A 6,786-nucleotide genomic window follows, 5' to 3' on the forward strand; every position below is an offset into this window, starting at 1 on the left:
ACGCTGGCCTTCAACTTCACGTTCTAAGCGATACGCTCCCTCCCGCGCTCCGGTGCGGGAGGGGCTGGAGCCGATCATGCTGCTGCACATCCCCGACGTCCTCAGCGCCGAGCAGGTCACCCTGGCCCGCAAGCAGCTGGCCACCGCCGGCTGGACCGACGGACGGCTGACCGCGGGCTACCAGTCCGCGCAGGCCAAGCACAACCTGCAGCTGCCCGAGTCCGACCCGGCCGCGCGCGCGGTGGGTTCGACCATCCTGGATGCGCTCGGGCGCAACAGCAGCTTCTTTTCGGCCGCCCTGCCGCGACGGATCTTTCCGCCGCTGTTCAACTGCTACCAGCCCGGCCAGACCTTCGGCTTCCACATCGACAACGCGGTGCGCTACGACTACAGCGTGGCCGGGCAACCGCAACCGGTGCGCACCGATGTGTCGGCGACCTTGTTCCTGAGCGATCCGGACGAGTACGAAGGCGGCGAACTGGTCATCGAGGACACCTTCGGCACCCAGCGGGTGAAGCTGCCCGCCGGGCACATGGTGCTGTACCCCGGCACCAGCCTGCACCAGGTCACTCCGGTCACCGCCGGGACGCGACTGGCCTCGTTCTTCTGGATCCAGAGCATGCTGCGCGACGACGGGCAGCGCCGCCTGATGTGGGACATGGACAACGCGATCCGGCGCCTCACCCACGACCACCCCGACCATCCCGCGCTGGTGAACCTTACCGGCGTGTATCACAACCTGCTGCGGCAGTGGGCTGATGTCTGAGCCGACCCCGCCCGCACTGGATGCCACCGCGCTGGCCGCGCAGCTGCAGCACGACCCCACCGCCGCACTTGCCACGCTGATCCCGATCGCCCAACGCGGCGACGTGCAGGCGCAGTTCCTGCTCGGCCAGGCCTGCATGGAAGGCCGCGGCATCCCGCAGGATCCGGCCGCCGCCGTGCTCTGGTTCGAGCGCGCCGCCAACGGCGGGCTGGGCATCGCCATGAACATGCTCGGGCGCTGCCATGAGCTGGGCAGCGGCACCGTGCAGAACCTGGAACTGGCGGCGGTGTGGTATCGCAAGGCGGCCGACAGCGGCCTGGACTGGGGGATATACAACCTGGCCAACCTGCTGGGCACCGGCCGCGGCGTCCTCCGCGACGACCGCGCCGCGTTTGCGCTGTACCTGCGGGCCGCGCAACTGGGCCATGCCAAATCGATGAACCTGGTCGGCCGCTGCCTGGAAGACGGCATCGGCGTGGCGGCGGATCCGGCCGCGGCACCGGCGTGGTACCTGCGCTCGGCCGAAGCCGGCGACTTCCGCGGCCAGACCAGCCATGCTTCGGTGTTGCTGGCGGCGGGTCAGGTCGATGCAGCCACGGCGTGGCTGAAACGCGCACTGGCCCATGGCAGCCCATCATTCCTTGCCCACCTCCGCCCGACCCTCGCGGCCTCGCCGCATGCCGCGTTGCGGGCGCTGGTCGATCCGCCTTCGGCGCCGTAGATCGTTACCCAGCCATTCGCAAATCATTCCTATTTGCGTCCGCGAACGGATCTCACTACACTCCGCCGCGTCATCGAGGTCCGCTCGTGATCGGGAGCGTCATGTTCCCCACCCAACACGCTTGAGCAGGGATTCCGTCTTGCGCCACCCGCACCGCCTTCGCAACTTCGCCCCCGCCGTGCGCGGGCAGCGTCCGGCGTTGGCGAGCGTGCTGGCATGGCTGGGCCTGCTGGCGATGCTGTTCACCGCCCTGCCGGTGCTGGACCGGGCGTTGCCGGGCAGTGCCGCGCTGGTACTGCAGCTGCCGGCCGAAGAACGTCGCGGTGGCGGTGAAACCACGCCGCAGGAAGAAGTAGCGGCCAAACCGCGTCGGCTCACCAGCGTGCGTCCGGCCAACACCCCGCCACCGTTGCCGCCGGCCTTGCCCGACGCGCTGGACCGGTTGCTGGCGACCTGGGTCGACCTGCCGCCGCAGGTGGCCCCGTCGGTGGATTCGGCGCCTGCCATTCCGCTGCCGGCTGCGCCCGGCCTGCGCGTTCAACGCGGACAAGCCCCACCGCAGGGCTGATTCCGACACGCGCGTCGCGGTAGTGACGCGCCCCCCGTCGATGGCGACACCTGCCTGTTCCCGGGCACTTCCCTGATTCCTGCAGCGCTGCGACCGCCGGTCGTGGCGTCCCGCGTTCGTCTTTCCTTTTCGAGGTTACCCCCATGGCCCAACGCCATCGTCGTCGCATGTCCCTGTCCCGCCACGCCCTGAGCCTGGCCCTGCTCGGCGCGATCAGCGCGCCCGCCTTCGCCAACGGCGACGCCGCCGCACCGACCACGCTGGACAAGGTCGTGGTCACCGCCGCCGGCTTCGAACAGAAAATCACCGACGCCCCGGCCAGCATCAGCGTGGTCAGTCGCCAAGAGCTGAGCAAGCGGCCCTACACCAGCCTGGTCGACGCGCTGCGCGACGTGGAAGGCATCGATGTGGGCATGGAAACCACCGACAAGAACGGCCGCGCCACCCTCTCCATGCGCGGCATGCCGTCGGAGTACACCCTGGTGCTGATCGACGGTCGCCGCCAGAGCAACGTCGGCCAGCTCTACCCGAACAACTTCGGCGGCGGCCAGTTCTCCTACCTGCCGCCGCTGGATGCGATCGAGCGCATCGAAGTGGTGCGTGGCCCGATGTCCACCCTGTACGGGTCGGACGCGATGGGCGGGGTGATCAACATCATCACCCGGCGCAACCAGGACAGTTGGCACGGCTCGCTCACCCAGGGCGCCACCGTGCAGCAGGACGACCAGTTCGGCGATGCGCGCACCACCGATGTGTACCTGACCGGACCGCTCGTCAAAGATCGCCTGGGCCTGGCGGTGCGTGGCAGCTACTACGACGCCAAGGCCTCCAACCCGGAATGGGACGACCTGCCGCTGCCGGACGGCACGCTGTGGGAGCGCAGCATCGGCTTCGGTGGCGGCGGCAAGGCGGTGGCCAATACCAACTGGAACACCGGCGTGCGCGTGAACTGGACGATCAACGACGATCACGACCTGACCCTGGACTACGACGTGTCGCGGCAGAAATACGACAACAGCCAGGGCCAGACCGGCACCCTGGACAGCCTGGCCAGCCTGTGGCGCGTCGGCAACGCCACGGTTCCCCATCCGAACGGCACCGGCACCCTCACCCGCCGCGTAGTTCAGCCGCGCGTGGGTTATACCGCCTACCAGCGCTACGAGCGCGACCAGCTGGCGCTGAGCCATCAGGGCCGCTACACATTCGGCACCTGGCAGACCACGCTGACCCACACCATCAGCAACAACCTCGGCCGTTCGCTGCCATTGACGCTGGACGAACGCGATGACCTGCAGACGCTGTGGAACGACGTCTGCCGTCGCACCGGCGCCGCCGCCAACTGCGCGGCCGGCCGCGGCAACGCGCTGAGTGCGCTCAATGCCAGCGAGCAGGCACGCCTGCAGGCATTCCTGCCGCGCCCGCTGCGCACGATGGAGCTGGAAGGCTACGTGCTGGACACGATGCTGGACATGACCTTCGGCGCGCACAAGCTGACCGTGGGCGGCCAATACAACGACACCGACATGGTCGACGGCGTGTTCGGCATGGACGGCGCCGGCTACCGCGCCAACGTGAAGCAGCAGCATCGGATGTGGTCGGTGTTCGCCGAGGACAACTGGTCGTTGACCGATACGCTCACCGCTACGGTGGGCGTGCGTTATGACGACCACAACATCTTCGGCAGCCACGTCAGTCCGCGCGGATACCTGGTGTGGAACGCCAGCGATGCATGGACGATCAAGGGCGGCGTGAGCACCGGCTACAAGACCCCGCGCCCCGACCAGCTGTTCCCGGGGGTGACCGGCTTCGGCGGCCAGGGCGTGCTGCCGTTGGTGGGTTCGCCGAACCTGAAGCCGGAAACCAGCACCAACTATGAGATCGCGACGTACTACGAGGGCGCGCAGTGGGGCTTCAACGTGACCGGCTTCCTCAACAAGTTCGACGACAAGATCGCCAGCGGCGGCACCTTCCCGAACTGCGAAGTGGCACCGGCCGGCAGTGGCTACTGCGTTGACGTCGGTCCGGGCTGGGCAGCGTTGGGCTACAGCACGTTCGCGCAGAGCGTGAACGTGGACAAGGCCGAGACCAAGGGCATTGAAACGGCCGCTTATGTGGACCTGCTGGACAACCTGCAGCTGCGTGGCAACTACACCTACACGCGCTCCGAGCAGACCAGCGGCGTGGACAAGGGCAAGCCGGTGGGCGGCACCACGACGCCGGCCAGGCACATGGCCAATGCCAGCCTGAACTGGCAGCTCAGCGATGCGGTCAGCCTGTCGTTGATCGGCGAGGGGCGTTACGACCGTTACCGCGACACGCTGCTGAGCAACGTGGGCGGGGTAAACACGTCGCAGGTGCGCTACTACGAGGACTACACGATCTTCCACCTGGGCGGCAGCTGGAACATCAATCCCTGGCTGACGCTCAACGCGCGGGTGAACAACCTGTTCGACAAGGACTTCGTGTCGCAGTCGTGCGTGCTGAGCAGCGACAGCGAGTACAACTGCGTGGACGATTACGCCACCAAGGACCAGCGCCGGAGTTACTGGATCTCGGTGAACGCGAAGTTCTGAGGGCGACGGCAACGGCGGACGGCCTGCGCACTGCGGGGGCGGTGCGGTGGGGGCGGAAGTGGGATCCGGAGCAAGGGCAAGAGCAAGAGCAAGAGCAAGGGCAAGGGCAGGAGCAGGAGCAGGAGCAGGAGCAGCCGAGCATGGCTCGGCTCTACCAGGGCCCGTATATCGGTAGTGCCGAGCCATGCTCGGCAGCCCTCACGAAATAAACTGCAAGGCACCCGCTTTTTACCCATGCCCGCCAGCCCAGCTGCGGATCAGGAAGCGCTCTACGATCCCGCAACCCCGCCCCCACCGCCCCCGGAAAGTTGGCGGGTCGCCGCGTTGAGATCCGGAGCAAGAGCAAGGGCAAGAGCAAGAGCAAGGGCAGGAGCAAGAGCAAGAGCAAGAGCAGGAGCAGGAGCAGGAGCAGCCGAGCATGGCTCGGCTCTACCCGGGGGCCGTGTACCGGTAGTGCCGAGCCATGCTCGGCAGCCCTCAGTAAACAAACTGCGAGGCACCCGCTTTTACCCATATCCGCTGGCCAGCTAAGGATCTGGACGTCCCGCGCTTGCGACGCTCGCCTCCAAGCACAGGAGCCCCGCAAACCCAGAAATTGCGAACCATTCTCATCAATGGTGTAATTCGCCATTCAGTTCCCAGCAGCGTGACCGTGGCCACTCCCTCCTCCAGCGTGCAGCAGCAACAACGTCGTGGCTTCTGGCTGCGCACCCTGCACCAGTGGCACTGGATCAGCTCGGCCGTGTGCCTGATCGGCATGCTCCTGTTTGCCGCCACCGGCATCACCCTCAATCACGCGTCCAGCATCGAAGCCACCCCGAAGGTGGTCAATCGCCAGCTCGAATTGCCCGCCGACCTGCTCGCACAACTTGGCGACCGCACCGACGGCAACGCCCCGATTCCGCGCCCCGCCGCGCGCTGGCTCGATGCGCAGCTGGCCATTTCCGTCGGCGGCCGCCGCGCCGAATGGTCCGAGGGCGAAATCTACCTGTCCATGCCCAGCCCCGGCGGCGACGCCTGGCTCAGCATCGATCGCGACAGTGGCGCGGTCGAATACGAAGCCACCTCGCGCGGCTGGATCTCCTATTTCAACGACCTGCACAAAGGCCGCAACGCCGGACCGGCCTGGGGCTGGTTCCTGGACGTGTTCGCCGTGGCCTGCCTGGTGTTCTGCATCACCGGCCTGTTCCTGCTGCACCTGCATGCCCGCCAGCGTCGCATGACCTGGCCGCTGGTCGGCCTGGGCCTGATGATCCCGCTGCTGATCGCCCTGATCCTGATCCACTGACCCTCCTACCTTGATCGTCCCCCACGGAGCCGCACCATGCGCGTCACCCTGACCATCGCCCTGAGCGGCCTGCTGGCCGCCACCCCGGCCTACGCCGCCACCCTCGACATCAACGTCGAAGTACCCAAGCTCAACGTGGCCGAATATCACCGCCCGTATGTCGCCGTGTGGCTGGAAGGGGCCGACCAGAAAGTGGCCGCCAATCTCTCGGTCTGGTACCAGCAGACCGGCAACAGCGAAGGCCACGGCACCAAGTGGCTGMCCGACCTGCGCCAGTGGTGGCGCAAGAGCGGTCGTACCCTGGACGTGCCCGTGGACGGCGTCACCGGCCCCACCCGCCCGGCCGGCAAGCAGGCGCTGTCGTTCAACGACAAGCAGCCGGCACTGAAAGCCCTCGCCCCGGGCAATTACACTCTGGTGGTCGAAGCGGTGCGCGAAGTCGGCGGCCGCGAACTGCTCAAGATCCCCTTTACCTGGCCGGCCACCACCGTCCAGAACGGCAAAGCCCAAGGCGCCACCGAACTCGGTCTGGTCACCCTCACGGCCAAGCCCTGACTTGTCGCCCGCCCTCACCGTCGGGTTCCCCTCGGGACGTCGCGCAGCGGCGTAGCGTCGGCCTCCGGGCCGATCCCCAGTTCACCGAAGCTGTCCACTACATGGAGTTTTTGATGAAGCGCTCGCTCGTCCTAGCCGCCGCCCTGGCCGCCGCACTTCCGTTCTCCGCCCTGGCCCACAAGGCCTGGCTGCAGCCCTCGCAGACCGTGATTGCCGGTGAGAACCCGTGGATCACCGTCGATGCGGCCGTGTCCAACGACCTGTTCTACTTCAACCACGTGCCGCTGCGCCTGGACAGCCTGGTCATCACCGCGC

7 protein-coding genes are annotated in these 6,786 nt (G+C 67.3%); all 7 read left to right on the forward strand.

The annotated features are described in order from the left end of the window. The first annotated feature begins 76 nt into the window (after nt 1-76). Nucleotides 77-766 carry a Fe2+-dependent dioxygenase gene (locus AC1DQP_RS14400; RefSeq protein WP_256775748.1) on the forward strand — a complete coding sequence of 230 codons (690 nt, stop codon included), beginning with the start codon at nt 77-79 and terminating at the stop codon, nt 764-766. After that, nucleotides 759-1,487, forward strand: coding sequence for a tetratricopeptide repeat protein (locus AC1DQP_RS14405; protein ID WP_457319433.1), 729 nt, complete (start codon nt 759-761; stop codon nt 1,485-1,487). The genes AC1DQP_RS14400 and AC1DQP_RS14405 overlap by 8 nt, the downstream gene beginning before the upstream one ends. A 139-nt stretch (nt 1,488-1,626) precedes the next feature. Next, a complete protein-coding gene (locus tag AC1DQP_RS14410) occupies nt 1,627-2,055 on the forward strand; it encodes a hypothetical protein (RefSeq protein ID WP_256775746.1) in 429 nt (142 codons plus the stop codon). A gap of 143 nt (nt 2,056-2,198) precedes the next feature. Further along, entirely contained in the window at nt 2,199-4,628 is a 2,430-nt protein-coding gene (locus AC1DQP_RS14415; RefSeq protein ID WP_478051855.1) for a TonB-dependent receptor domain-containing protein, read from the forward strand. 652 nt (nt 4,629-5,280) lie between these two features. After that, nucleotides 5,281-5,916 (forward strand): PepSY-associated TM helix domain-containing protein, encoded by a 636-nt coding sequence (locus AC1DQP_RS14420; protein WP_256775744.1) that lies wholly within the window; start codon nt 5,281-5,283, stop codon nt 5,914-5,916. Between the two features lie 36 nt (nt 5,917-5,952). Then, nucleotides 5,953-6,471 (forward strand): DUF2271 domain-containing protein, encoded by a 519-nt coding sequence (locus tag AC1DQP_RS14425; RefSeq protein ID WP_478051856.1) that lies wholly within the window; start codon nt 5,953-5,955, stop codon nt 6,469-6,471. Nucleotides 6,472-6,584: 113 nt separating this feature from the next. Then, on the forward strand, nt 6,585-6,786 hold a 202-nt coding region (locus tag AC1DQP_RS14430), incomplete at its 3' end, for a DUF4198 domain-containing protein (protein ID WP_478051857.1).

This window comes from Stenotrophomonas sp. P5_A8, assembly GCF_056400545.1.